Origin of the sequence: Methanobrevibacter sp. UBA212, from assembly GCF_905233225.1 — an archaeon.
Classification (GTDB): Archaea; Methanobacteriota; Methanobacteria; order Methanobacteriales; family Methanobacteriaceae; genus Methanocatella.
The window spans coordinates 1-23982 of record NZ_CAJODJ010000044.1 but is presented as its reverse complement, the minus strand read 5'-3'; the positions used below and the strand labels follow the sequence as shown (position 1 = coordinate 23982).

Genomic DNA, 23982 nt, shown 5'->3' with positions numbered 1-23982 from the left:
TCCACAAAAACATGCCACAAATGCGGCCACAAAAACAACAACATAACCCTAAAAGACAGACAATGGAATTGCCCAAAATGCGGCACACATCATGAAAGATACCACAACGCAGCAATCAACATCTTAAACGAAGGGTTAAAAACACTAAAAACAGAACCTAGGGGACCTGGGGGATAGCTTAAAATATTTCCATTCATATAGAATGGATTACCTAAGAATCTCCGACCTCTACAGGTCGGAGAGGTTCAAAAATAATATTAGGGATATAATTCCGATGATTATCGGCAAAATTACAAGGTAATGTGTAAATCCCTAGTATGCAACGTTTGTAAATCCAAGCATCACTCCTGCACATCCTATTATTGACAATACAACAGATAGGTAGTCCAAAGGATAATCTTCAGTAGGAGTATTGTCCTTTACAAATATTATTCCTAAAAGCAAAAGGATTATTGAGGCAACTGTGAAAAATGAGAAAAGTGCTCTCCAGCCGTAGAAGGTTATTACAAATCCTCCTATGAAAGAACCTAAAACGGGAGCTATTGCAATAACCAAACCATATAATCCCATATAGGTCTGCCATTTCTCTTCGGGTATGGTTCTCAGAAGCAAGATCTGGACATAAGGCATTATGATACTATTTCCAATGCCCTGAAGGATTCTGCCAATGATTAGTATGATTAGTGAAGTTGAAAAATAGCATATTACTGATCCTATGAGAAATATGATTAGTGAAAAGAAGAATATTGATCTTGCACGGAATCTGCGTGATATATAAGCGCTTAATGGAATCATGACTCCTACAACAAGCAGGAATACTGAATAGGACCACTGTGCCTGTGTTGATGTGACTGAAAAGTCGCTCATCAGATAAACGACACCTGTTGTAATAATTGACTGGGCTATTGTTACAAGGCCAGCCGCCAGGGTAAACAGAATCAATAGCTGCATCAGGCTGTTTAATTTTAAATTCATTTTTTTCACTAAAATTTGTTAATAAACATATTTTTGTAATGAATATTAATATAACCTATTATTTTTTAAGGAGTTTTAAAATTAATCGGCACTACAGAAACTGCAGTAAATAACGAAATCCAAGATAGAATGTACCCGTATCATAAACCACCATTTTGAACCGAAAACCACTCAAATCCAAAAATGGAAGTTCAAATTTAATTTTTGAAACTCAAAACAATAAAAATTACGATTTTAAACCATCAAAAAATCAAAAAAAAATAAAAGCTCCACATCACCCAAAAACAAAAAATAAAGTCAAATAACAATTAAAATAAGAAAACTAAGAAAAAATATTAAAAAACTAAATTATTGACAAAACCCTTAAAAAATAATAGGTTGGATCTGGAGTAAAAATCAGGTAAAATGCTGATTTTTTTCTCCATTTGATCCTATTTTATTTTCATTTTTATTTTGCTTTTTGATGGTTTGTATATGTTATTTCCTTTGTATGTTACGGTAAATTTGTATGTTCCTTTTTTAAATCCGTTTACTTTACTATTTTTCAAGGTGATGTATCCGATACCTTTTTTGTTGAATTTGACGGTGATGTAGTATCCTTTTTTGAGTTTTTTACCTAGTTTGCCTTTAAGTTTTTTGGGTTTGAGGTGGATTTTTACTTTTCCTAGGGATTTTCCGGTGCTGTCTTTTAGTGTAATTTTAAGTTTTTTATTTGCGGTTTTTTTATAGGTTTTTTTAGAGTGTTAGGTTAATTCCTTGTTTCCAATAGAATATTTTTCATTAATTTTCCCACTCAACAGTTCAACCTGTGCAGAAATTGCACAATTCAAAAAAAAAATAGTTAGATGATTCCATGAATCATCCTTAAGGCATCAAGTAAACCATGACTGTATTCGATGCACCCGAATGCAGTTCTCATGTCCTCTTTTTCAAGATAATATTTGGAATCGTTCCAGTAATCAATTGCCCTGTCATAGACTTCCTTTTCCTTTCCGACAAACTCGATGTGGGCTACCTGATTCAGGTTCCTTTCAAGTTTTGCAATATCCTTTGCTATCTTTTCCGGGCTTTCCAGTTCACTCATTTAAGTTGCCTCCAAACGTAAACGATTCTTTGTGCTACAGTAAAGTAGGACAATATCACTAGGATGTAGATAATGTATGTAAAGTAGATGTCGCCTGCAAAGTATCCGATTATTGCCCCGATCATCAGGATTATCATACGAACGGCCCTTTCTGCAATTCCTATGTTGCACTCGGCACCCTGTGATTCCGCCCTTGAACGAACATAGCTGACGGTTATCGCTGAGTGTATTGCCAGAACGCCAACAAACCAGTCGCAGTATCCTCCGAATATGATTCCAATGTAGATTATTGCATCTGCAAACCTGTCCATTGTTGAATCAAGGAATGCGCCGAATGGGGACGCCCTGCCATGGTATCTTGCAACGGCACCGTCGACAACATCAAGAAATCCTGAAAGCAGTATTGCAACAAATCCTAAAATGAGATTGTGGTTTGCAAATCCATAGGCTGCAAGAACTGCAACGAATGGAGAGATAACTGTTACAATATTCGGATTTATGTTCAGATTTCGGGCTAGCGGGTTCAATATTTTTGTCAATAATGGTCTTAAACTTTGAAGCATAATTATATATAAAGATTTTATACAATATAAAGATGAATGAAAGTATTGAAAACAAGCATTGATGAAGTTGATGGGAAAGTCATATCTCAGGCAATAAGCGTCCTGGCCGATGGGGGAGTGGTGCTGTACCCTACAGATACGGTTTATGGGCTGGGTGCCAACATATTTGACAATAAGGCAGTTAGGCGAGTCTTTGACATCAAGCATAGAAGCTATCTCAAGCCCCTTTCAATACTTGTCAGTGATGTTGGCGCAATAGATCTGGTTGCAAAGGCATCATTGTCCCAAAAGAAAACTATTGGCGAGTACCTTCCGGGGCCGTACACATTCATTTTAAAAAAAAGGAAAATCGTTCCAAGATCCGTCACTGGCGGATTGAGCAATGTGGGTGTCAGGGTTCCGGACAATGAAATCGCCTGTGGGCTGGCAGGCATTTTTCCGATAACCACAACAAGCGCAAACATATCGGATGATGAAATGCTGTCAAGGCCAAGCGAAATCCTGGAGCAGCTTGACTGTGAAGTCGATTTGGTGATTGATGTGGGTGAGCTTAAATCTGAAAAGGCATCATCAATCATTGATTTGACAGGTTTGAAACCAAAAATAATAAGAGATTAGGGGTTAATCTCTTCTGATGTATTTAATTGCCACTATTCCAAGCAGAATCAATAGCATTATTATTCCAATGGTTCTTTTTCCGGTCACATGTTTTGACAGGCTTACTGATTTGGAAACATTCTCTTTTGAAACTTTTGAGGTATTGTCCTGTGCTGTTTTGCCGTTGCTTTGTGTAGGTAGGGCCGCATCTTTTTGCTTTTCATTTAATGTAGTGTTTTCACTGGCATCATCAATCTTTTCAGCTTTTTCAAGGGTTCTGTTGTTTTCGGTGGTGTTGGTAATGTTTTTTTCGTATTCTGAGGATGTGTCATTTGAACCGCTTGCATTGGCGATAATTTCCTTTACAATGTCTCTGTAGGTTATCTTATATGCAAAGAAGTTTTGGTGGCCGGATTTGTCTGAACTCAGTACCTGGAAGTCAAACACTGCCTCGGTTGTATTGTTGATTTGCCTTACGGCCCCACTGTCGGGGATTGTCTTTGTTGATGCTGTTGACTTGATGTTTTCGATTAGAAGAGGATCTATCCTCCATCCGTTGAAATCATCGGTGAAGTGCCATATGGTATGCTGTGTGACAATGTCATTTCTCATGGCATCATCATAATAGTCCACAAAATAGGTTTTCAGGTAGTTGCCGACGCTTTCACCTGAATTCTTGTTTGTGGCATATGTTGTGTCCTTTACACTATATTTCTGGCCGGTCTTTGCTTCATGCTCTCCATAGTTGATGCAGTATCCATTATATCCATTGTCAAAGGTAATGTTGACGTGGCCGTCCTCGCTTGCAAGGACTTCTTCTTCGGATTCGCTGCTTCTTAGGATATTTGTCTCGTTTTCTGCAGATACGAAGTTCATGCAGGTTGTGACCGCAAATATTATCATTAGGATTGTAATCAGGGGTTTTTTCAATATTATTCACCTCTTGTGATTTTGTACTATTAGCATTGTTTGAGGTTATATATAAATGTAAGGTAACCTTTTGGTCACTATGGATTAAATGACGGTTAAAATTCGAAATAATATGATAACATCTAATTTTTGCACTTCTTTTATTGTTTTAGCTCTAAAAATCAGTATTTTATCATGAATTAAAAATTTTTATAACATATAAAAATCAATATTGTATCATGAAGGTATTGGCTAATTTTGAAGACAATCATAAGATTCCGTCAAACTCATCACTTGATGATCTGCTCGACGGAGGTTTTGAAAAGGGCTGCATAACCCAGATATTCGGCTCTCCAAGTTCCGGAAAAAGCAATGTCGCATTGATGCTGGCAGTCAATGTTGCAAAAGCTGGCAGAAAGGTAATCTATATTGATACTGAAGGAGGAATATCAATTGACAGAATCAAGCAGATTTCAGGACCTCACTTCTCAAACGTGGCCAATAACATAATGGTTTTCGAACCGACTGATTTTCTGCAGCAGACCGAAAACCTAAGGTCAATCGACGTGTGGCTTCGAAAGCACCATGAGGAGGTTGACCTGATTGTTCTTGATTCGGCCGTTGCACTTTACAGGGTGGATGACATGAAGTCATATAAGCTGAGCAAGGAGCTGAGAAAGCAGATTCAGCTTCTGTCCAATCTTGCCCGCAGGCATGACATTGCGGTAATCATTACAAACCAGATTTACAATTCATTTGATGATGAGGGAAACAGTGAGGTCAAGGCGGTCGGCGGAGATATTATCGCCTACATCAGCAAGGTCATAATCAGATTGGAGCGCGGAAGCGAGATTGACCAGAGGATTGCCACCTTGATGCGCCACAGAAGTCTTCCGGAAGGAAGGCAGGTTACTTTTTCAATCACCTCAAATGGTATTGAGTAGGTTAATTTTATTAACAATTAAAAATATAAATTTACTTTGGAATTGTTTGAGTGATAACTATGAGGGAAAAGGATTTCGATATTAAAAACCCAAAAAAGAAATTTCAAAAAACCGAAAGAGTACCTCCAGAAGGATATGAATGTGCTAACGACTTTTTTGAAGATATGTATATGGACAAGGACATGATTTGGATGGGCCAGAACACCAACCATTTACATGACGATACAATAGCCGATGCTATGATTGAGGCCATCAAGGAAAAGACATTCTGCAGATATCCTGCCCCTGAAGGATTCAGTGAACTTAAACAATTGATTTTAGACGATTTGGGATTAAAGGATTTGGAGGTATTGCTGACCTCCGGCGCAACAGAGTCCCTGTATCTTGTTATGCAGGCACTTCTTGAACCTGAAGACAATGTGATTTTATCCGATCCGGGCTATTTCATCATAGGCGACTTTGCAAACAGATTTGCAGGTGAAGTAAGGTATGTTCCGATTTATTATCCTGAAAACAACTACAAGTTAACTCCAAAGCTTTTAAGGGAGAACATGGATGAGAACACCCGTATGGTAATATTGATTGATCCTTTAAATCCGTTAGGTTCATCATATACCGAAGATGAACTCAAGGAATTTGCAGAAATTGCAAAGGAAAATGACTTATACTTATTGCATGACATAACTTACAAGGATTTCGCAAGAGAGCACTTTTTGGTGGAAAACTTTGCTCCGGGCCAAACCTTGACAATCTACAGCTTTTCAAAGATATTTGGAATGGCCGGTTTAAGGGTTGGGGGAGTCGTGTCCTCAAAACCTATAATAGATGCCATCAAGAATGCGGTTGTCAACGATTTGGGAGTAAACATCATTTCACAGTACGGTGCGATTGCAGGACTCAAATCAAAACCTCAATGGTTTGACCAAATGAGGGAAACCTGCTTTGAAAACCAAAGACTAATTAATGAAATGATTGAACCGATTGAAGGGGTGTTCCTGCCTGTCTATCCGTCTGATGCAAACATGATGGTGATTGACCTGTCAGGTGCTGGAATAAATCCTAAAGCGATGTCAAATTACCTGATTGAGAAGAAACTCTTTACAAGAGAAGGGGAATACACTTCCGAAGAGTTCGGAGACAGATATCTGCGTATCAGTTTTTCAATTCCGACTGAGGAAGTTAAAGTATTCTGTGAAGAATTCCCTAAGGCCGTTGAGGCCTTAAGGACAAAATAGGTTCGCATGAGATTCAGATATCATCAACCTATTCCAAACTTTTATGAAATTGAAAACCCTCACCATCCCAAAACCACAATTGATGACGATTTTTTAAATGAATTCAGAGACATTGCCATTGCCTCAAGATTTGCCGGTTTAAGCTATTCCAAATTGAGTGATGAATTTAAAAAGGAATGGGATATTGACTGGGATAATATCATAATTCTAAAATACGCAATGTCTGAAGAAATCTTGAAAATGGACCCCTCAAAGGAAAAGTGCAAACTGATGGATGAGGAATTCCAGGAAGTCGGCGCAAAGACTTTTGCCCTTGCAGATATATTGAGGGAAAACGGCTTCAGGGCAGACCTGATCAATCCCCTGGATGACCGGGTAAGCCTTAGGGCAATTGCGCTTCAGTCAAATGATGCGGTAATCACAAGAAGCAACATGTGCCTCTTTAAGGAAGGATTGAACCTGGGGTTCTTCATGATTGAAACTTCAATTGAAAACCTGCCGTTCAAAACTGAAAATGAGATGGAATGGGTTCGCGATTACTGCTCAACATGCGGAGTATGCATTGACAGATGCCCTGAAAAGGTATTTGATGAAGATGGTAAATTTTTAAGAAAACAGTGCACAGCACATCGTGAGGGGTGCAGTGTCTGTATTAATTTCTGTCCCTTTTACAAAAGAGGATATGAAAAAGTCAAAAAAAGATATGAGAGGATGAAAAAATGAGTGATAAAATAGCATTGGTATCTTGCAGTGGACTGTCCCCATTAGGTCTTGTCGTAAGGGCTGCCAGCGTTGAGCTGGCATTGGAAAATGAAAACATTGTTGCGGCTTGCATTACAGAGTATTCTGCCCAGCCGAACAATTGCGCACCGATTCTGGATGATGCGGAGATTGTTACAATTACAGGTTGCGGAGATGATTGCGCTTCAGTAATTCTGAATGAGAAGGATATAAAATCAGTTAAAAACATCGCTGCAGATGCAGTCGTCAAGGCTTATGATTTAAATCCGTTGGATGCTGTTCGTCTTGATGAAGACGGTGAAAAGGCAGTTGAAATATTGAAGAGATATATCCTGAAAGAATTAGAGAACATTTAATTCAGTATTTTCTAGCTTTTCAATTTCATCAAATTTGTTGTTTAAAAGCAGCAGAATGATTTCCAATGTTTTTCTGATTCCGTTCTGTGACCTTTGAAATAGGTCTTCACTGTTGTTTTCACATAAGTCAGCGTAAATGCCGGTTGTAGTTGAAACTTCATATTCATCAGTGATTATGCAAATTCCTCCACGGCCGATGCCGGCTGTAGTTCCTATTGCAATGTTGCAGTCACTCAAATCTTTAACGGCACGGGCCATGATTTTGCTGACTTCAATGTCTCCTTTTTCATCATAAACTTTAATTCCTTTAATCAGCTTGTTGGGTTTTGGAGGATTTTTGACATTCAAAATCTTCACAACGGCTTCAATCGTTGGAATGAATAAGCTGCAGGTTACGCTAAGCTCATTATAATCGAAATCACCATATTCTTCAAGATTTTTTACATATTCCCTTCCGAAATTGCCTTCATAGCATTGAGCTATCGCATGAAGTTCCCTTCCGATTTTTCCCTGGGTGAAACATTCTGCAGTTGCTATCTTAATCATTTTGATCTCTCAACAGTTTCAATGCATTTATTGTAATGACTTTTGCCACTTCATCCAAAGTATATGGAGTTACAGGTTCATTGTCCCTGATCAGTTTGTTTGTGGTTAAAATCAGATGGTTTTCTGTTATTCCCTGCTTTCTCAACTCTTCAACGGCAGGATTTGATTCGTCATACTCGGAAATGTCCTTGATTTCAATATTTTCATCGCCAAAGCCGAATATTCCTGCAGTTCCAATTGTCTTTGCACCTTTTTTGTGAGCATGCTTTATTATTTTGGCGGCTGTTGGGATTGTGTTTCCTCCGGCGATGACAATAATCACGACATCCCCTTCAACCAAATCAAGATTATCAGCATCAATATATTCAGGATAGCTTATGATATTTCTGAATTCTTCCTTGTGGGTACAGAGCTGTTTTATGAAATCCGGTTTGTTTTGCCCGGCCTCTGCTCCAAGAAGTGTGAAAATCACATCGCCTCCATCAACCTTTTGGCCATCAAATGCAGCTATTGTTTTTGGGCCTCCTCTGTGAACCTGCATCAGGTTTATTGCAATTCTCAGCCCTAATCTTCCACAGCCTATTAAATCGATCCTGCCTTTAGGGACCTGTCTGTCTTCCATTTTTTTAATTTCATCTGTCATTTTATCACCTGTATCGGTTTTTTGTCAACAATTCCTACGTTTATCTTGAGTTCTTTTAAAACATCTCCAAGAGCATACAGTCCTGGTATTTCGCTTTCATGGTGATTCAGGTCAATCAGTGTAATTCCCAAATTAATTGCCAGAATGGCTGTTTCCTGTGTCAGGTCTCCGGATATCAATATGTCAACATTCTTATTTTTAGCCAATAAAATATATTCTGGATTTTTAAGTCCAAAACCTGAAATTATTCCTATATTTTTAATTGCATTATCATCATCTAAGCTATTCACAATTCTGGCATTGCTGAAATTATCTAAAATCTGTCTTTTCAATTCAATGAATTTCAGGTCAGTTTTGCAGATTCTTCCAATACCGGTTTCATCATCAAAATAACCTGAAACTTCCAGTTTCAATGCTTTTGCCAGTGCATCATTTGCTCCGCCATCAATTATGTCCCAATTCGAATGTATTGTATATGTTGGTGTTCTAGGTACAAATAATGGGGGATGATGGGTTATTATCAATGTATTTTCGTAATTCAAATCATCTTCGGGCAATAAGTCCATATAAATCTTTATTGAATTAATCTCTTCTGTTAAATCATAATCCCATTTAAATCCTACATCATCATGGTCAAGAGCCAATGAAGGGGGAATTTTTTCATCCAGAAATTCAATTATATCTTTAAGTTTCATTTAAATCATTTTTGTGGTAATCTTGTTTATCTCTTCTGCAATCAGTTCATCCAAATCAAAGGGATTGATTGTTGATATTTTAAAAGCATTCACATTAGCCAGTTCAATGAATTTGTCAATGTCCATTTGCTTGAAAATGACCTCTTCATAGAATCCCATTTCACAGGCACAATAAAGAACGCCTTCCTTTTCAAGAAACTTGTTAATCAGATTGGTTAAAACGCCAATTGTCAATGTCATCGTTCCGGAGGTTTTTGTATCGATGCCTTTGGTTTTTATGATTGCCTTATTTTTAGCTTTGACTACATCTAATCTTTCATGGATGTTATTTTTTTCGGCTAAAAGCTTGTCATTGTCTTCAGCTACAGGATCTTCTATTATGAATGTCTCAACATCAAATTTTGATGACTGCTTGATATTGATTCCTCCAAATCCTGTTGTGTCTATTACGACATCCCCTGAATAAATCAGATCCAAATCGGATGAAAAATCAGCATTAGTTATAGGCTTGCCGCCCAAATCAGTATGAAGCAGCTCTTCAAGATGTGGATAAATGTCAATCAGTAATATGTTTTTGTATTTTTCACTCAATCTTTTGACGATTCCAACTCCAGTGAAATAAGTTCCAATGACAATTATTTTTTTGTTTTCATCAAAATTCAAGCTTTCAATGTAGTCAAAAACAGCTTCGGATTTTTTATCTATAATCCTGTTGAAAATATCAATCAGTTTTGTTTCGGATTTAATTGTCAGTACTTCTGAAGTAATTCCTGTATCGACATTCATTGTTTAACCTTCTTGAAACCAATTTTTTCAAGTGCTTCACATGCTTCGCTGTAAACCGCTTCTTCAATAGATTTTTTATGAATTATATGTGAAGGTGAAGTTCCTGCAGTCAATATTCTTCCCTTATTGTCAATGAAAATAAGTAGTGAACCTGATCCTGGAATTCCCAAACGGCCTCTTGCTATTATCAAGTCAGCATCGCTTTGGTCAAGTGCCATATAGGCTTTTGCAAGAGCGGGAATTCTGCTGGTGTCTGCAGTATTGGTATTGATATGGAGTATTTCTGCAGAAGGTAAGCCATATTCGCTTAAGACTTGATTCAGGACTTCCACTTTTATGCCGTTCTTGTTTGGTATGTAAATTTTTTTAGCATTTCGGATATAATCTTGAATTTCTCTGATTTCTTCAAGTGTGTCTCCGAATCTGCAGTTGTTTCTGGACTCTTCAAATGCATTTTTAATCATTCTTTCAAATGCCATTTTGTCACCTCCTAAAAAAAGTGATTAAATAGTTTGAGGTACCAAATCCAATTTTTCAATAACATTGACAACTTCGGAATAATTTCCATAATTTGGGGAACCCACACCCTTGACTTCATGAGGGTAATTGTCGGCTATGACGGTTGCCAGGTTGTTCGCTCCGGCCTTAAGTGAAAATTCCACATTTTCAGGTCCGACGGTTGGAGTCGGCATTGTTATTGTAATGGAAGGATACATTATTCTTGTGACTGCAACCATCTTCAGCTGCTCTTTCAATGGGAATGGTGGCCAGTCTGCCATAGGTGTTCCTTCATATGGGTTGAATCCCATTATTGGAATCTCTTCCAATGTCTTGAAGTTGGACAGGTAACGCAAGTGCTTTATTCTGTCTTCCTTGCTTTCCCCAAGTCCCAATAGCAGGCCTGATGATAATCCTACGCCTGCATCGCTCACCCTTTTGCAGGTTAGTATCCTTTGGTCTAAGGAGTCTCCAGGTTTTCTTTGATAGAACACGTCCTCGTTTATTGTTTCTAGATTGCAGCATATTGTGTCTGCACCCAAATCTGCCAAATCCTGAACTGATTTTTCAGTCAGGTCTCCTCCGACATTGACAAGAATTTCCAGGTTTGAATTTTCCTTTACGATTTTGCATGCATTAACTGCCTGCTTTCCTTTATAGCCATATCCTCCGGAACAGCTTACGCGGGGAATATGTGCCTCTTCGATAGATTTAACAGCCATTAATATTTCATCATTTGATTTGTAAAATGCATTGAAATATCCTTTTTCGGAAGTTTCCTCTGCAAATCCGCAATATTCACATCTAGGTTGGATCTGGCATTTGTTTGTAAGGTGTACAGTAGAAGTTAGCTTGATTACTTTTGATTGACTGTCTCTTATGTCGCATGCTATCTTGAACAATTTCTCCAAATCGTCATCGTCCTCGATATCTAACAATTCTAAAAATTCCTCGTCGCTTAATTCTTTTCCTTGTCTTGCTTTTTCTAAAATTTCATCAATCATATAACCATCTATCTCTCATATTTTTATTGAAATTGCTTCAACTTATTTTTTAATAGCTAATTTCTTAACGATTAAAAAATAAGTTAAAATTGTTGGGGTTAACCAACAATCAACTTATATTGTGTTTATTCGTCTTTGCCTAAGTAATCGAGTATGGTAGGTACGATGTCTGCTAATGAACCGAAGTTCATGGAGTCAGCGGTACCTAATAATGCAGCAGGGTTTAGTGCATCGTCCATTTTGTCGATACCTTCGTTTTGCATTAATGCAGTTACATTGGTTAAAGCTTCGTTAGCCATCATTTGTGCAAATCCAGCTGGTGCACCTAAGATTTGAGTAACTGTGTCTCTGTATGCTAAAAGACCTGCGTAGGTAATAGCGGTAACTGCTGAACACATGTCACATACTGGACCAACCATGTTTGCTGGTAATGTGAAAGCGGATCCTCTTGCTTTTTGACCTAAGTCTACTAAAGTGTCAATTGCAGCTTGGTCAGCGAATCCTTCAGCAATGTAAACTTGTCCTTTCATTTCAGGTACAGCACCTGGGTGGTAGGAAGCTACGTTCACGTTTTTACCTAAATCTTCGAAGATTTTGTTTAATCCAGGTGTTGGGATAGTACATGCGTGGGTTACGATTGCACCGTCTTTAATATCATCAGCGAAGTTTTTGATGATGTCAGGTTGCATACCACCTTCTGGTAACCAGGTCATTACCCAGTCAGCGTCTGCTACTGCTTCGGAATCATCGTTAATACATTTCATACCTAAGTCTTCAGGGTGAGTAAAGTGAATAGCACCTTTAGCTGGTTTTGGTACGGTTTCAGCTAATTCGTTTACTTTTGCTCTGATAGCAGGCATTACATCTTCTGGGTTTCCTGCTTTGTGTGCTGCAATTACTTCTGCGTAATCAAAGTCATCTACTACTACAAAATCTCCGTCAAAAATTGGGTCGGATACGACTACTTCATCTACACCAGCTAATTCTAATAATTCTGCACCCATTTCAATGGTTGAGTGGGTCATGGAAAGCTTCTGCAACTTCACAAGCTCTTGAGAAGTTGGTAATTCCACTTGCAGCGTGTGTTCTGTAACATCCTGCACCTAAAATTGCTACTTTCATTTTTTTGCCTCCTTTGTTTTCATGGTTTCCAAATTTTTCTTTTAATTTAGAAAGTACCATTCTTTTGTCTCCTTATTTTAATGAACTTTTATAATAGTTGAAACTATTTAAAAAGTTTTACTGCATGGAGACTCCATGAGTAGAACTCAAAGAGTAATAAAAATTATGGTAGTTTTATTCCATGCAGTAATAAATATTATTTAAATTATCGTACTATTTAAAACTTGTTATTACTCTTTTTTTAGTATTATTTTTTTTATCCTTTTTTAGTTATTAGTAATACTAGTATTACTATTTTTTTATTTTATTTAAATTTAGTAATACTTTTTGTTTTACATTATAATTGATATAAATCTGTTTTAGGTTTACCTAAATCGAAACTTATTTATTGATGATTTCACTGAAAATAATATTAGATAAAGTAATTTTGGAGTAAAATTTCATGTATGACTTAATAAAAAAGGCGGTTTATGATGATGATGCCGCAATTCAAATATCAAAAATGGACAAGGATGTGACCTCCGTCGTTGATGCGATTTCAGAACTTTCCCTTGAAGAGACAATGAAATTGGGAATGCAATTTAAAAGGTTTCCTTTAGGATGTGACTTGACAGAAGTGGTTGCCGGAACATGCGCCTCTGATTTGGAGATAATGGATTTGTTGGGTAACTGTCGCTTGTCTGATATGATTGGCGCTCCAATTCACATTTGTGCTTATGCGTTTTCAGACATCGGCGAAAAATTCGGAATGACCGGACTTGAAGTTATGCAGAAGGTTCATGAGATTGTTGATGTTCCCCTTGATTTGGATCATTTCGGTGAAAACGGTGCGATGAGACTTCCAAAAAACATTAGTGGATGTGGAGGTGAATGCTATAATAATGGTCCTGCATTCACGGAATGTCCCAGAGGCAGGATTCATGAGCGCCTGATTGATAAGGAGCTGGAACAGAAGGATGATAAGGAGGAATGGGTTAAACTGTCATCATCCGTTGCGGTAAATGTCACTTGCGAACAGACTGGTGACGGTCATGCGGCTCCATTAAGAGAAGCCGAAGACATTGCACAATTGGCTAAAAAATATGGCAGAGGCCTTGAATCCATCATGTTTGTTGGTGACGGATATGACGAAGTCATAACCGGTTTTGAGAAATCCATTGAAATCGGTGCGGACGTCATTGTTGTTGAGGGAGGTCCTTTCAACAGATGTGAAAACACCACTGAAAGCTTTGCAAAAACAATTGCAGCTGCAAGGATTTTGTCTCCCGGAAAGGTGGTGGCCACCAACGGGGCCTATGAACATGAGGTTCGTGCAGGTTTGAGAACAGGATTGAACATGGTCATTACAGGATTTCCTAAAAATCATCATGGATATATGTGCGGATATGAGCCGGGAACAGCCAGGCGCGGAAAGTTCGGACTTCCAAGAATCATACAAATCATCAATGAGGAATTTCCGAATCGTGGCCTTCCTGTCCAAAAGCATGACCTGTTGTCATTGGCAACAGCTGTCAAGATTGCCGGCCCAGATTATGTATATCCTAGGAAAATCGGATCATATCATGTTGGAGATGCCCACTGGGCAACTTTGGTCAACTCAAGGATGTATCAGAATATCGAACTGAAACATACCCTAAGCGATATTGTTGAATTGGCTCGCGGAAATGTTGTCTCCTTGCATGGGGGACGGTTTATCTCATGGGTTATTGCAAACGAATTGGACAGGTATGTTGATGAAATCATAATATCTGATGTTGACGATTGGGTATTGAAAAACACTGTCAGTAATCTTCAGGATGCTTTGAATGCCACAATCATTGCTGAAAAGGATGATAAGGCTGCGGCCGATAGTGCTGACTTTTCAATTGCCTCATCAACTATGATTCCGGTCAAGGAAAGTATTTTGAAAAAAGTTCCAAATGCATTAACAATAGTTTAGTAATAATTTTTTATAAAAAATTATGCTTTAAAGTAGTATTATTTTTATAAAAAGTATTACTATTTTTTCTTTATCCATTTTATTATATTTTTCTTCTTAAATTTAATTTAATTACTTATTTTCAAAAAATAAATGTTATATTTTTCTTAATTTGATTCAACTAAACGTTTTATTCTCTTTTTTTAATATTATTAGTATTTAAATGATTTTCTTAATTATTAATTTTCATTGAAAACTTGCTTGAGATGCTTGTTTAATAAAATTGAGTTTTTATCGTCTTCAGTTAATTTATTAAATAAGTTATTATCCTTAATTTACTTTAAGACTTTAAATTTGCAGAGTAATACTTTAATAACATTTATATGGTTATTACTATTCATTACTATATAGATTATTTTAATTAATTTGTTAATTTGAATAATTTGGAGATTATTTTAATAATAATTGGAGAGAGTAGTGTGGAAATTACTGTAGAAAAAATAGCAATGATTAGAGAAAATCACAATCCAAAAAATGCGAATTTAAATTTGGACATTGACTGGTCAGTTGAGTATACCAATACTGATCAAAGGAATGTGAACTACAATATTGTTTTAAAATCCGCCGATTGCCTAAATTTAAATTTCAAGGTTGAAGGATTGGTCATGTTGGACATTTTTGAAGAATTCCTCCAGCAGGAATGTTCTCAAATTGTTTTCCATCACGCATGCACTATGTTAATGAATATGATTTCATTAACCAGGCAATCAAATTATGAGCTATTGAAAGAGGATAAAAATTCTGCAGTAAATATGAATGCTGCTTTTTAAAGATTTGGTGAGTATTATGTTTGAAATTAAACACACGTTATGCCCTTCATGTAGTGTTGGTTGTGGTATAAACGTGATTTTAGATGGTGAAGAAATTGTTGGGACATTTCCCTATAAGAGACATCCAGTCAATGCTGGTAAAAACTGTTTGAATGGAAGAAATTCCATTGAATGCTGTGAAAGCAAATTTGAAGATATCGATTCTGAAAAGGCAATTGCAGACGCTTCAAAGGAAATTAAATCCTGTGATTCATCAGAAGTATCTGTAATCTGTTCAGGTTATGATACTATTGAAGAGGTTGAAGCGATTAAAAACTTCGCAGAATCCAATGGATTCAACATAGGATTTTATTCAGATGATTTGAAAAATGTTGATGATGTCGCTTCATATGATGAGCTTGCAGCTGCAGGCAAGGTATTTGCAATTGGGGATTTGCTGTATGAAAATCCATTGATTGGAAGAAGGATTGTTCATGCAAAGCAGAATGATGCAAAAATTTATGCCTTGAGCAAAAATGAAAATGCAGTCACTTTCAACATTGCCGATGAAACATCCACTTCATCCGTTCAGGAATTTTTGGATAAATTCGCTGGTGAAATTGATGATTCTTCAGTTGTTGTATTTAATTATGTTGATGAGGCTGGCGATTTGGATAAACTGGAATCATTGGACTGTAAAGTTTTACCTGTTTTCAGCAAACCTAATACAAAAGGTGCTTTAGATATCGTTGATCCAAAATCATGTGATGAAATGATTGAATTGTTTGATAACACTAAATTGCTGTTAATATTCAATGATGATGTTGTTGACGAGTTTGATTATGATTTCACTAAAATATCCAAAATAGTCAGTTTTGCATGTTGCGAAAATGACACCACCGAAATTGCAGATATTGTCGTTCCTGTCAAATCATGGTTGGAACAGGACGGTTCTTTCGTAAATGCAATGGGCGATGAGCAAAATTTCAGTTCAGTCATTGAATCTGACAATTTAGGTATTGTCGAAGTTATTGAGGAGTTAAACAAATAGAGGGGATAATATGAGTTATGTTTTAGCAAAATCTCAAAATAATGAAATTCTTGAAGCAGGTGAATGTGGAGGAGCTGTAACAAGTATTCTTAAATATTTGCTTGATGAAGGATTGGTTGATGGCGTTTTAGCATTAAGCCCTCAGGATGATGTTTATGATGCGTTCCCGGTTTTTGTAACCGATTCAGAGGATTTATTAAAAACTGCAGGGTCTTATCATTGTGCTCCAACAATGATAGGGGATCTTGTTCAAAAATATTTCATTGATAAAAAAGTTGCATTTACAGTCAAGCCATGTGACATGAGGGCCGTTGAAGAGCTTATAACAAGACATAAGATTAACAGTGATAACATTTACATGATTGGTTTGAACTGTGGTGGAACCGTATCACCAGTCAGCGGTAGAAAAATGATAGACTTGTTCTACGAAGCCAATCCTGATGATGTTGTAAGCGAGGAAATTGACAAGGGTCAATTCATCATTGAACTTGCTGACGGCTCAGAAGAGGCTGTGAAAATCCATGACCTTGAAAATGAAGGATATGGTCGTCGTAACAACTGCCAAAGATGTGATGTGAAAATCCCAAGAAAGGCAAATATCGCCTGTGGAAACTGGGGTGCAGAAGACGGTTGGACATTCATTGAAATCAATGATGAAAAAGGTCAGGAATTGATAGATGGTGCTAAAAAAGCAGGAATTCTTGAAACCAAGTCTCCTTCTGATGCTGCTGTTGAAGGAAGGTCAAAAGTTGAAAACATCATGATCAAGATGGCCAAAAAGAATCAGGACGCAACTTATCCTACAGTCAGTGAAATGACTGAATGGAGCCGCTGTATCAGCTGTTATGCATGCCGTGATGTCTGTCCAATCTGCTGGTGCTTTGAAAACTGTGAATTGAACAAGCCTTACTTTAAGGATGAAGCTAATATTCCACCGGTTCCAATTGCTTTCCAGGGTGTAAGATTGTCCCACATGAGTTTCAGCTGTGTGGACTGTGGTCAATGTGATGACGTATGTCCAATGGACATTCCTGTTTCATTAATCTTCGATAAGTTGCAGAAAAAATACTATGATAGAACTGGTTATGTAGCTGGAGTTTCAGATGACATCAAACCTCCATTATACAGTCCAGAAAAAACAGAGTTATGAGGTGATTTGATGTCTGATGATTTAAAAATTGTAGGTTTATTATGTAACTGGTGTTGTTATGGTGGTGCGGATACTGCAGGGACTGCTCGTATGCAATATTCCCCAAACATCAGAATCATTCGTGTAATGTGCTCCGGAAGAATCAATCCTTCCATGATATTCAAGGCATTTCAGGAAGGTGCCGACGGCGTGTTTGTAGGAGGATGTCATATTGGAGACTGCCATTATGATGCAGGTAACTACAAATGGTCAAGAAGATCAAAAATCGTTGAGGATATCCTTGAGGAGTTTGGAATCGAAAAGGAAAGATTCCGTCATGAATGGATTTCTGCTTCTGAAGGCGAAAAATTCCAAAGAACAATGGAAGAATTCCATAAAACTCTCCTAAAATTAGGGCCATTAGAATTAGAATAGAGTCAAAAATAGTCAAGCCAGATTATGATTGTAAATAGCTGTTTTAGCTATTTACTTTCATTATTTAGCTGTCTTTCTAAGATTAGTGGGACTCTCACTAATGTTAGAAAAATGGTTAAAATAGAGAATATTTTGACTGTTTTTCAATTAATTATCTTTATGTTGATAATTCATCATTAGCCGAGCAATATTGGTTGTTGGCATAACCAATCGATATTGCTTATTTTTCTCCATCAATGTAGGATAATTAATAATTAAAAAGAGATTTGTATAATTACATATGGGTTTCTTTCACTGTCTACAATAGCTATTAAAGCAATCTTCTCCTCACGTCTTTAATAGCTATTCTTTATAAAAATATTTATTACTTTTTTTTAATAAAATATTATTTAAAATAGTATTATTTTTATAAAATGTATTACTATTTTTATTTCATCATTTTGAAGAAATTATGTCTAATATGAATTAAAATTTAATTGGTTTTGTTAAATTTCGTTTATAATTTAATTTTTCAATTATTTGGGGATTGCTTTTCATTATTTTTTATTTTAAAGTAATTCTAATAATTTTTGATATTATTATCATTTTCAAACCAGAGGTCCAGGAATGTTGTTTTCACATAATTCAAATTGATTTTGTCATTGAACTTATTTAATAAATAATTAATTGTCATTTTTTAATTTAAAGCTTAAATTGAAGAGTAATACTTTAATAACATTTATATGGTTATTACTAGTTAGTATAGTATAGATTATCAAATTTGCCTCAATTTTTGATAATTTTTATATGTCCATACCTCAATATAAATTAGGTCATATAACTACTGTAAATAGCTGTCACGGCTATTTACACTCTATCTTAATTATCTTTCTAAGATTATTGTGTTGATCAGTAATCTTAGAAAGATAGTTAAAAACATGTTTTAACTATCTTGGTAAAGTCATTTGTATCTTTAAATGATTCGTTTATATAACGTGATTATTTAAATTGTTTAAGTTATTAAAGTTTCTCTCCTCTGCTTTAATAACTCCTTTTTTTAATTAATGGTGATGGATACGAAATTTAATCGGAGAGGTAGTAATATTCTCCTTTTTCTTTTTGCTCACGGTCTTTGTAACTGTCGAGCTTGTTTACCCTTGGTCTTTTGGTTTCCTTATCCCTTCTGAATGTGATGTTAAGGTTTCCTAAAAACTCGTTCATTGCATTCCTTAAGTCGGTCGGCTTTGAAGCATGACCGTTGAGACCCGGAGTTCCGTCAAACACCATTGCCCTGTCGGAGATGTAGTCGATAAATACGATGTCGTGGTCAACAATAAGTGAGGCGGCATTTTGGCTTTCAACCATTTTGCGTATAACTCTCGCAGCTATCAGCCTCTGCTCAACATCCAGGAATGCTGTCGGTTCGTCGAAAAGATAGATTTCGGCATCCTTTGCCAATGTTGCGGCTATCGCCAGCCTTTGAAGTTCCCCTCCACTCAGGCCCTTGACAGGCTTGTCCAGCATTTCATCCAGTGTCAGAGGTTTCATTATTTCGCTTTCAAAGATTTTTGACCCAAAACTTGGGGCGTTCATGAATAGAAAGTCGCTTACGGTTCCTTCGAAGTTTGAAACGATATATTGTGGCTTGTATGCTATTGTAACCTCTTCGTCAACCTCTCCGGTTGTAGGCTCTTCCACGCCTGCAAGTATCTTGGCGAATGTTGTCTTACCGATACCGTTTGATCCGAATGCGGTTACGATTTCGTCATAGAATATTTCACCTGCATCGGCAGTAAGGCTGAATCCGTCATACTCCTTTGACAGGTCGGAATAGCTTGAAAGCGCATCCCCTTCGTCTTCCGGTGTCGGTGGCCTTATTGTAAATTCAATCGGATTTCTTCTGATTCTGACATTCTCTTCAGCTAAGAATCCATTTATATATGCATTTATGCCTAAACGAACTCCTTTTCGTCCTGAAACTACACCATATCCTCCAGGCTGTCCGTACAGGATATGGATATTGTCGGACAGCGCATCCAAAGTGGCGAGGTCGTGTTCAATGACAAGAACGCTTTTGCCCTCTTCTGCAAGTGAACGGATTACCTTGACTGCATTCAGCCTTTGTGACACGTCCAGCCAGGAAGTCGGTTCGTCGAAGTAGTAGAAATCGCCTTCTCTTAGGACGGTTGCGGCTATTGCAACCCTCTGAAGCTCTCCTCCACTCAGATTTTCCATCTTACGGTCCAGAACGTTTTCCAGCTGCAGCTCTTCTGTAACGTATTCAAGCTTGTCACGTTCATTGACATTGCTCAATAAATCTTTCACCTTGCCCTTTACAACCTTCGGAAGCTTGTCGACCATTTGAGGCTTGAGTATGGTTTTGATGTTGCCTTCTGAGAGGTCCTGGAAGTATTTCTGCAGGGAGGACCCTTTATAAAATTCAATGACTGCATCCCAGTTTTCAGGCTTGCTTTCAAAGTCTCCGAAGTTTGGAATCAGGCTTCCTGATAGGATATTCATGATCGTGGACTTACCGATTCCATTCGGACCTAAAAGTCCCAGAACTGTTCCCTCTTCAAGATTCGGAAGTCCGAAAAGCTCAAACTGGTTTTGTCCGAATCTGTGGATCGGTTCGCCTGCAGCTTCAGGCAGGTTTATAATCGAAATTGCATCAAAGGGGCATCTGTTGGTACATATTCCGCACCCTTCACATAACTCTTCAGATATCAACGGTTTTTTTGTATCTTCATCAACCACTATTGTGTCCTCATCCATTCTTACGCCCGGACAGTAGTGTATGCAAAGATAATCGCACTTTTTGGGTTGACATCTGTCTTTGTCTAAAATTGATATACGACTCATTATAATCTCCTTAAAAATATAATCATTAATAGTTATGTTAATCCCTATAATTAAATTGTTGCACGATTTGTTGATAATCATTTCAAAATTAGTATATGACTTGCTGACATTTTTGCCGCAAAGATAATAAAAGTTTTAAGTAATTAAGTTTAAATGTAAATTATAGAAGTTTATTTTGGTGATTAAATGAAAATCAATAAAATATTAGGTTTGTTTTTAATATTTGTTATACTAATTTCCGCTTGCGGAGTTGCTTTTGCAGAATCCGGAAGTGCTAAATCATCTGATGGTTCAAGTTCATCATCTGATACCTCTAGTTCATCATCAGATAGTTCAAGTAGTTCAGATACATCAGCAGACACTAGTGCTGATACCAGTTCAGATTCCAGTTCGGACTCCAGTTCCGATTCAGGTTCAAGTTCAGATTCCGGTTCAAATTCGAATTCCGGTTCAAGTTCCAGCGGCGGTCAAAGTTCATACTCTTATACAACTGACCAGCCAACATACAGTTATTCAGACAATTCCGGGGATTCTGGTTCCTCCGGCGATGCTGCAAATGCTACAGCAAATAACAATACACATCGTAATGTGACAAATCATACTGCAAACAATACAAATGTTTCTGCAAATCCAGGATTTACCCTTGGTGATAATGCATTAGTTATAATGTTGATTGTCGGTGTATTCATTGTTATTGCAGCAATTGTTGTTGTATTTTTCAAATTAGATTAAATAACTAGATTTTTTCTAGTTTATTTATTATTTTTTATATTTTTTTCTTGTTGTTCCAGGCTGTTGCAGTTGGAAACTTAATTTGATTTTTAAAATGAGATTTATGGGGATAAGATGAAACAGGTCATGATCGTCAGAACCGATTTGAAGATGCGCAAGGGAAAGATTGCAGCCCAATGCTGCCATGGTGCCATTGGGGCGTATAAGAAATCTCCTGCTGATAAAATCAGAAAATGGGAAAATGAGGCCTATGCAAAGGTGGTTTTAAAAGTCCAGACTCTAGAGGAGCTGACTGAACTTAAAAAGATTGCCGATAAAAAGGGCATTGCAAATTATCTGGTAGTTGATGCCGGAAGGACACAGATACCTACATCAAGCGTAACGGTTTTGGCGCTCGGTCCCGATGAGGATGAAATCCTTGACGAAGTGACTGGTGATTTGAAACTTTTGTAGGCAAGGTGTCATTTAATCGAAGCTGCTTTTAATTAAACATGGTTGAAATTATGTGCATAAAACAGGTTGTAAAAATTGGGGGAAGTCTGTTTCCAGAATATGCAATTGATCTGGCAAAACGCCTAAAAAATACCTGTTCGGTTATAGTTTTGGGTGGTGGAGAATTTGCCAATCTGATTCGCAGGTATGATGATGAAATCGGTTTCAGTGAAGAGGCCAATCACTGGACGGCCATAGGTTGCATGGACATCATCGCAAAACTTGTAAACGACAGGGTTGATTCCGCAAGATTGGCATATTCCATTGATGAGGTTCGTGAAATATCAGATGAAGGATTCACTCCGATTTTTGTCGTTTCCGAATTTTTAAGAAAAGAGGATCTCTTCGAATGCAGCTGGGATGTGACTTCAGATTCGATTTCGGCATATGTTGCCCACCTCCTAAATGCAAACCTTTTAATAGTAACAAATGTAAATGGTATATATACCCATGAACCGAAAGAGCCAGGTTCAACATTCATAAGTAAAATCGATGCAACAACAATGCTAACTTTTCAGGAGTCATCGATTGATGTAATGCTGCCGACTCTTTTATTAAGGTATGGGACTGATTGTTATGTTGTGAATGGGAAGTACCCGGAAAGGGTTTTGTCTTTAATAGACGATAATATAAATGATTATAACTTCGATTACAATGAAAAAAGTTGAATGTATTTCATGTAAACAAGAAATTCCATTAACTGGTACATTCGTCGAATTCGAATGCCCAGAATGTGGAGCAAAAATAGCAAGATGTGAAAAATGCCGTACTTTCGGTCACGGTTACAAATGTGAATGCGGTTTTGAAGGACCATAAACGTAAAAAGGAGGAATTAGAATGGGTGAAGTATTAACTACTATGAAAATTATGCCAGACAGTCCAGAAGAAGATTTAGAAGCTATCAAAGCAACTATTCAGGATTCAATGCCTGAAGGAGCTAAAATCCACGATATTGCAGAAGAACCTATTGCATTCGGTTTAGTTGCAATCATCTTAAACTTCATCACTGATGACGGTGAAGGCGGATCTGAACCTGTTGAAGAAATGGTTTCAGCTATTCCTGGTGTTGCCAGTATCGAGATTACTGGTGTCGGAAGATTAATGTAAATAAATTCATTGATTTTTCCATTATCATTTAAGTTATTTTTTTAATAGCTTATCTCATTTCTTTTTTTATTCATATTTTTTTTCGAATATACTATTTTTTTTGAAATTTTTCTAATGTATTATGTACTTTGTATGACAAAGTTTTAAATGTACGAATTAAATGGAGAAGATATTTTGAAGATTTATAAACTTAGTTTATTTATTTTAATAATAATGATTTTCTCTGTTGGATTTGCTTTTGCTGAAGATGCAAATCAGACCGACTCAGATTTGGGTGTAACTGATGGTGAGGTTATATCTAAGGGGCCGGTAAAGTCTTACGCTGAGTTAGACACTGATTTGCATAAGGGTGCCGATGTAAGTCTAACAGCAGATTATACATATAACGAAACAACTGATACTATAAAGCAGGTCGAGTTGGTGGGAAGTGCCGGCCAGGCCTATACAATAAATGGTAATAATCATATTATTGATGGTGCCGGAAAAGCCGGTGGGCTTAAAATCTCTAACGCTAAGATTACCATTAATAATTTAACTTTTAAAAATTGTAATCAGTCAGCTATCGAGAATTATAAGAACACCACTCTGATTTTAACTTTATTGTGCAAGAATTCTCCGGCTTCTTTAAGCCGGGGGATGAATTGCACATTTTAGTGGGTTAGTGTCTATATTTTTTTTTATGTGGATGGGGTGGTGAGATTAGTTTTCAAATGCTCTCGGATAAATGCTATATTATATGTAGGTTTATAATATGTAATATAGAAAGATGG

The 23982-nt window shown here is 37.0% G+C and carries 28 protein-coding genes and 1 pseudogene; 17 read left to right on the top strand and 12 right to left on the bottom strand.

Annotated elements, in window-relative coordinates:
• On the top strand, positions 1-177 hold a 177-nt coding region (locus tag QZ138_RS11400), incomplete at its 5' end, for a zinc ribbon domain-containing protein (RefSeq protein WP_369334567.1).
• Between the two features lie 135 nt (positions 178-312).
• Here the strand turns inward: QZ138_RS11400 and QZ138_RS09875 are convergent.
• The 3 genes from QZ138_RS09875 to pgsA all read right to left on the bottom strand — a co-directional run bounded on the left by QZ138_RS09875 (position 313) and on the right by pgsA (position 2622).
• Positions 313-975, bottom strand: a complete 663-nt coding sequence (locus tag QZ138_RS09875) for an MFS transporter (RefSeq protein WP_292888870.1) — start codon at positions 973-975, stop codon at positions 313-315.
• A gap of 841 nt (positions 976-1816) precedes the next feature.
• Positions 1817-2059 carry a DUF357 domain-containing protein gene (locus tag QZ138_RS09870; protein ID WP_292603014.1) on the bottom strand — a complete coding sequence of 81 codons (243 nt, stop codon included), beginning with the start codon at positions 2057-2059 and terminating at the stop codon, positions 1817-1819.
• On the bottom strand, positions 2056-2622 hold the full coding sequence (gene pgsA, locus QZ138_RS09865; protein WP_292888869.1) for an archaetidylinositol phosphate synthase: 567 nt from the start codon (positions 2620-2622) through the stop codon (positions 2056-2058). The genes QZ138_RS09870 and pgsA overlap by 4 nt, the downstream gene beginning before the upstream one ends.
• Before the next feature lie 36 nt (positions 2623-2658).
• On the opposite strand from pgsA, the gene QZ138_RS09860 reads away from it, so the two are divergent.
• The gene (locus QZ138_RS09860; RefSeq protein ID WP_292888868.1) at positions 2659-3240 is read left to right on the top strand and encodes an L-threonylcarbamoyladenylate synthase; all 582 of its coding nucleotides are present in this window, start codon (positions 2659-2661) and stop codon (positions 3238-3240) included.
• A gap of 3 nt (positions 3241-3243) precedes the next feature.
• On the opposite strand, the gene QZ138_RS09855 is transcribed toward QZ138_RS09860, so the two are convergent.
• Complete coding sequence (locus tag QZ138_RS09855; RefSeq protein WP_292888867.1) at positions 3244-4149, bottom strand: hypothetical protein; 906 nt, start codon at positions 4147-4149, stop codon at positions 3244-3246.
• 218 nt (positions 4150-4367) lie between these two features.
• Here QZ138_RS09855 and radB point away from each other — a divergent pair, with 218 nt between their 5' ends.
• From radB to QZ138_RS09835, 4 genes are read left to right on the top strand one after another with little or no spacing between them, the layout of a single operon-like run.
• Positions 4368-5072 (top strand): DNA repair and recombination protein RadB, encoded by a 705-nt coding sequence (gene radB / locus QZ138_RS09850; protein ID WP_292888866.1) that lies wholly within the window; start codon positions 4368-4370, stop codon positions 5070-5072.
• A gap of 59 nt (positions 5073-5131) precedes the next feature.
• A complete protein-coding gene (locus QZ138_RS09845; protein WP_292888865.1) occupies positions 5132-6307 on the top strand; it encodes a pyridoxal phosphate-dependent aminotransferase in 1176 nt (391 codons plus the stop codon).
• Positions 6308-6313: 6 nt separating this feature from the next.
• Positions 6314-7030 (top strand): ferredoxin, encoded by a 717-nt coding sequence (locus QZ138_RS09840; protein WP_292888864.1) that lies wholly within the window; start codon positions 6314-6316, stop codon positions 7028-7030.
• The gene (locus QZ138_RS09835) at positions 7027-7404 is read left to right on the top strand and encodes a putative zinc-binding protein (RefSeq protein WP_292603000.1); all 378 of its coding nucleotides are present in this window, start codon (positions 7027-7029) and stop codon (positions 7402-7404) included. The genes QZ138_RS09840 and QZ138_RS09835 overlap by 4 nt, the downstream gene beginning before the upstream one ends.
• On the opposite strand, the gene QZ138_RS09830 is transcribed toward QZ138_RS09835, so the two are convergent.
• The 7 genes and pseudogenes from QZ138_RS09830 to hmd form a co-directional block, all read right to left on the bottom strand.
• The gene (locus tag QZ138_RS09830) at positions 7390-7950 is read right to left on the bottom strand and encodes a FeGP cofactor biosynthesis protein HcgF family protein (RefSeq protein ID WP_292888863.1); all 561 of its coding nucleotides are present in this window, start codon (positions 7948-7950) and stop codon (positions 7390-7392) included. The genes QZ138_RS09835 and QZ138_RS09830 overlap by 15 nt on opposite strands.
• Positions 7943-8593, bottom strand: coding sequence for a hypothetical protein (locus QZ138_RS09825; RefSeq protein WP_292888862.1), 651 nt, complete (start codon positions 8591-8593; stop codon positions 7943-7945). The genes QZ138_RS09830 and QZ138_RS09825 overlap by 8 nt, the downstream gene beginning before the upstream one ends.
• The gene (locus tag QZ138_RS09820; RefSeq protein ID WP_292888861.1) at positions 8590-9288 is read right to left on the bottom strand and encodes a Nif3-like dinuclear metal center hexameric protein; all 699 of its coding nucleotides are present in this window, start codon (positions 9286-9288) and stop codon (positions 8590-8592) included. The genes QZ138_RS09825 and QZ138_RS09820 overlap by 4 nt, the downstream gene beginning before the upstream one ends.
• Positions 9289-10074, bottom strand: a complete 786-nt coding sequence (locus QZ138_RS09815; RefSeq protein WP_292888860.1) for an SAM-dependent methyltransferase HcgC family protein — start codon at positions 10072-10074, stop codon at positions 9289-9291. It lies immediately after the preceding gene.
• Positions 10071-10553, bottom strand: coding sequence for a DUF3236 domain-containing protein (locus QZ138_RS09810; RefSeq protein WP_292888859.1), 483 nt, complete (start codon positions 10551-10553; stop codon positions 10071-10073). Before QZ138_RS09810 ends, QZ138_RS09815 begins: the two co-directional genes overlap by 4 nt.
• Positions 10554-10577: 24 nt before the next feature.
• Positions 10578-11576, bottom strand: a complete 999-nt coding sequence (gene hmdB, locus QZ138_RS09805) for a 5,10-methenyltetrahydromethanopterin hydrogenase cofactor biosynthesis protein HmdB (RefSeq protein WP_292888858.1) — start codon at positions 11574-11576, stop codon at positions 10578-10580.
• A gap of 125 nt (positions 11577-11701) precedes the next feature.
• Positions 11702-12698, bottom strand: a pseudogene (hmd, locus tag QZ138_RS09800) (5,10-methenyltetrahydromethanopterin hydrogenase).
• Between the two features lie 442 nt (positions 12699-13140).
• Here hmd and hmdC point away from each other — a divergent pair.
• From hmdC to QZ138_RS09775, 5 genes are all read left to right on the top strand, one after another.
• Positions 13141-14637 (top strand): 5,10-methenyltetrahydromethanopterin hydrogenase cofactor biosynthesis protein HmdC, encoded by a 1497-nt coding sequence (hmdC, locus tag QZ138_RS09795; protein ID WP_292888857.1) that lies wholly within the window; start codon positions 13141-13143, stop codon positions 14635-14637.
• Between the two features lie 458 nt (positions 14638-15095).
• On the top strand, positions 15096-15446 hold the full coding sequence (locus QZ138_RS09790; protein ID WP_292888856.1) for a pilus assembly protein: 351 nt from the start codon (positions 15096-15098) through the stop codon (positions 15444-15446).
• A gap of 16 nt (positions 15447-15462) precedes the next feature.
• A complete protein-coding gene (locus tag QZ138_RS09785) occupies positions 15463-16476 on the top strand; it encodes a molybdopterin-dependent oxidoreductase (RefSeq protein ID WP_292888855.1) in 1014 nt (337 codons plus the stop codon).
• 10 nt (positions 16477-16486) lie between these two features.
• Positions 16487-17626 carry a Coenzyme F420 hydrogenase/dehydrogenase, beta subunit C-terminal domain gene (locus QZ138_RS09780; RefSeq protein ID WP_292888854.1) on the top strand — a complete coding sequence of 380 codons (1140 nt, stop codon included), beginning with the start codon at positions 16487-16489 and terminating at the stop codon, positions 17624-17626.
• A gap of 9 nt (positions 17627-17635) precedes the next feature.
• Positions 17636-18040, top strand: coding sequence for a hydrogenase iron-sulfur subunit (locus QZ138_RS09775; RefSeq protein WP_292888853.1), 405 nt, complete (start codon positions 17636-17638; stop codon positions 18038-18040).
• Positions 18041-19102: 1062 nt separating this feature from the next.
• Here the strand turns inward: QZ138_RS09775 and QZ138_RS09770 are convergent.
• Positions 19103-20881 (bottom strand): ribosome biogenesis/translation initiation ATPase RLI, encoded by a 1779-nt coding sequence (locus tag QZ138_RS09770; protein ID WP_292888852.1) that lies wholly within the window; start codon positions 20879-20881, stop codon positions 19103-19105.
• Positions 20882-21067: 186 nt separating this feature from the next.
• On the opposite strand from QZ138_RS09770, the gene QZ138_RS09765 reads away from it, so the two are divergent.
• The 6 genes from QZ138_RS09765 (at position 21068) to QZ138_RS09740 (ending at position 23866) form a co-directional block, all read left to right on the top strand.
• Entirely contained in the window at positions 21068-21613 is a 546-nt protein-coding gene (locus tag QZ138_RS09765) for a hypothetical protein (RefSeq protein WP_292888851.1), read from the top strand.
• 114 nt (positions 21614-21727) lie between these two features.
• Entirely contained in the window at positions 21728-22066 is a 339-nt protein-coding gene (gene pth2 / locus QZ138_RS09760; protein ID WP_292602968.1) for an aminoacyl-tRNA hydrolase, read from the top strand.
• Between the two features lie 38 nt (positions 22067-22104).
• Positions 22105-22773 carry a delta 1-pyrroline-5-carboxylate synthetase gene (locus QZ138_RS09755; protein ID WP_292888850.1) on the top strand — a complete coding sequence of 223 codons (669 nt, stop codon included), beginning with the start codon at positions 22105-22107 and terminating at the stop codon, positions 22771-22773.
• Complete coding sequence (locus tag QZ138_RS09750; protein ID WP_292602964.1) at positions 22760-22921, top strand: zinc finger domain-containing protein; 162 nt, start codon at positions 22760-22762, stop codon at positions 22919-22921. Before QZ138_RS09755 ends, QZ138_RS09750 begins: the two co-directional genes overlap by 14 nt.
• Positions 22922-22942: 21 nt before the next feature.
• Complete coding sequence (locus tag QZ138_RS09745; RefSeq protein WP_292602962.1) at positions 22943-23212, top strand: elongation factor 1-beta; 270 nt, start codon at positions 22943-22945, stop codon at positions 23210-23212.
• 213 nt (positions 23213-23425) lie between these two features.
• Entirely contained in the window at positions 23426-23866 is a 441-nt protein-coding gene (locus QZ138_RS09740) for a hypothetical protein (RefSeq protein ID WP_292888849.1), read from the top strand.
• Positions 23867-23982 lie beyond the last annotated feature (116 nt).